Here is a 2,992-nt window from a genome sequence, read left to right as displayed (position 1 = left end):
GGTAATTGCCGAATCATTGGGAATAGCTGTACCCCATTTCACCCTGGATCCTTCAGGTCAAACCATTTGGCGAGAGATTGGGCGTCAGTCTGCGCGTGCTGTTATTAAGATGGAAGTAAAGGGCATTCGGATGAACGATGGAGCAATAAGGAATGCGATGGTGATCCATGCTGCTATYGGCGGATCAACAAACTTATTGCTGCACATTCCAGCCATTGCACATGCTGCTGGGCTACGAATACCAACAGTCAAGGATTGGAGTCAAATCAATCAAACGGTACCGAGAATTGTAAGTGTATTGCCTAATGGACCCATATTTCACCCGACTGTTCGCATGTTTCTTGCTGGAGGTGTTCCAGAAGTAATGCTGCATCTACGTCGTTTAGGGTTGCTGGATGAAACCGTTTTAACAGTTACTGGCGAAACGCTTGGACAGAATCTGGATTGGTGGGAAGGCTCTGAACGCCGTTTGCGGGTAAGAAAGCATTTGCGTGAAGTGGATGGAATTGATCCGGATTCAGTAATCATGAGTCCAGAGCAAGCTAGTTATTTAGGGCTTACTTCGACAGTAACTTTTCCAACAGGCAATATAGCGCCAGAGGGAGCTGTGATTAAATCGACATCCATTGACCAGTCGTGGATGCGGATGGAGTTTATCGACATACAGGCAGAGCAAAAGTATTCACAAGCGAGCATGAGCCTGTTGTTGGCATCAAAACGGGCGGGATTCAAGCGCAAGATATCATGATCTTGACTAGCCGTGAACCGGCGGGATCTGGAATGGAGGAAACCTATCAATTGACGTCTGCGCTTAAATATTTGCCCTTTAGTAAGTATGTTTCGTTGATCACAGATGCTAGATTCTCTGGTGTTTCCACAGGAGCACGTATTGGCCATGTAGGTCCGGAAGGATTGGCTGGCGGACCGATAGGCAAGCTTCGCAATGGTGATTTAATCGAGATTATTATTGATAGAATTCATTTACAAGGAAGCTTAAATTTTATTGGTGAGGGTGAAAATAGATTTTCAGAGGAAGAAGGTGCTCGCATTCTAGCATCCCGTTCCCCTCATCCGGATATGGCTGCTGATCCGAATTTACCAGATGATACGAAGCTTTGGGCTGCACTGCAAGCCGTAAGCGGAGGTACTTGGAAAGGCAGTGTTTATGACGTGGAACGAATTATCGCAGTTTTGGAAGCAGGGCAGGAGGCACTGAGACAAAAGGAAATATGAAGTGGATTTTGAACGTTTGAAATAAATAATATCATCATATAAAAGAAGAAACTCCCTTTTGTGCAACTGTACGAACAGGTTAGTAACGCTTCAAAGGGAAAAATCCTAAACCTAAAAAAACCGCCATTGGCGGTTTTTTTGGTTATAAACTGACTCTGATTCCAGTAGGAAAAAGCAGATTCGGATAAATAGCATGATCTTGGAGTCCCAATCTAGACTGATTTGTAGGGAAGTACCGATTTAGGAGTTTGATTTGTTAGCAATTCATGTCTAAATAGAGAGCGACAAAACTTACTTCAATAGAAAGGATTGAAACAATCAGTCATCAGCATTATCCTCATATTCACGGCAAATTATATAATTAAACTGACATCAGGGCGCAACATTATTTGATCTACATTATTTGATCTATTAGAGAGGGGACTCGCATCATGAGACGAAGATCAACCGGGGAAAATATTTTTTCTGTTGGGAATTATTTTATTATGATTGTTTTGGCTTTCATTACATTTTTCCCGTTTTATTATATCATAATCTATTCGTTATCAGATCCTTTGGCGGCTCAAAGAGGGCTCATTATTTTATGGCCCAAAGGACTAACCTTGATCAATTATCAAAACGTGTTTAAGGTGGAGTATTTGGCTAACGCTACCTTGATCACTTTGGCGAGAACGGTGCTCGGAACCATACTAACTCTGATGGGATGCTCCTTATTTGCATACGGACTAACTAAATCGATCCTTCCCTTTCGGAAAACTATGTATCGATCGCTTATCATTTCGATGTACATCAGTTCGGGCCTGATTCCAATGTATTTATTAATAACGACGCTTCATTTAAAAAATAACTTTCTGGTTTATGTCATCCCTTCCATCATCGTACCTTTCTTTCTAATTCTGATCAAAACATATATCGAACAGCTTCCTCCGGCTTTGGAAGAAGCGGCTATGGTAGAAGGGGCAGGGTACTTTTCAATCTTCTTTAAAATCGTACTGCCTTTATGTTTACCAATCCTGGCAACGGTAGCTATCTTTCAAGCGGTTAATCATTGGAATTCTTGGATGGACAATTTAATTTTTGTGACTGATTCGCGATTGCTTACTTTGCAGATGCTGCTGCTCAATATGATCAAATCACAAACAGTATCGGCAACAGCTTCGGCAGCCAATCAGCTTTCGGAAATTAAGGTGACACCCAACTCAATCCGGATGACCATTACCATTGTTGCAACCCTGCCCGTTATGATTGTTTATCCCTTCCTGCAGCGTTTCTTTATCAAGGGGATCATGCTCGGAGCAGTTAAGGGTTGATAAGAAGATAAAATAAGGTTAAATTCGGCCATAGTGCCTTCATATAGAAATCGCGTCATCGTTTTATAAAAAAAAGGAGGATTCATATGCAAAACAAGGGAATCAGAAGAACTGCGCTGTTACTAGTTATCATAATGTTCATGGCTTTAATTGCAGCATGTTCAGGGGGCAATAAGAAAGAAAGCGCCACAAGCACTGTCAGTAATTCCAGCACGGATAACAATAATACAGCAACAAATGCAACAGCATCACCTGAGGTGAAGGATCCCGTTAAGCTAAAAATATTCGCAGAGTGGTTGATCAATCCGCTGAATAACAGTATTCCAGATGACCCGGTCATGCAGGAGATTACGAAGAAAACGGGTGTAACGTTGGATTTTGAACCTTTCACCGGGGGCGGTGATGGTAATGCGAAACTAAGCGTGCTGCTCGCAAGCAAAGATTTGCCG

General features: G+C 42.3%; 1 protein-coding gene and 2 pseudogenes. All 3 read left to right on the top strand.

Annotated elements, in window-relative coordinates:
• Positions 1 to 1,233 (top strand): annotated as a pseudogene (locus AC1DWN_RS31415) (dihydroxy-acid dehydratase domain-containing protein); the annotation flags it as partial.
• Positions 1,234 to 1,664: 431 nt separating this feature from the next.
• On the top strand, positions 1,665 to 2,543 hold the full coding sequence (locus AC1DWN_RS31410; RefSeq protein ID WP_477562781.1) for a carbohydrate ABC transporter permease: 879 nt from the start codon (positions 1,665 to 1,667) through the stop codon (positions 2,541 to 2,543).
• Positions 2,544 to 2,629: 86 nt separating this feature from the next.
• A pseudogene (locus tag AC1DWN_RS31405) lies at positions 2,630 to 2,992 on the top strand (hypothetical protein); the annotation flags it as partial.

The sequence above is a fragment of the Paenibacillus sp. P4_A7 genome (genome assembly GCF_056402455.1).
Note: the sequence above shows the minus strand (reverse complement) of the source record. Positions and strands in the feature narration are given on the sequence as shown.

Bases quoted from the DNA above. Each gene is read 5' to 3' on its own strand.
- AC1DWN_RS31410 (WP_477562781.1), top strand. From the start codon at position 1,665: ATGAGACGAAGATCAACCGGGGAAAATATTTTTTCTGTTGGGAATTAT.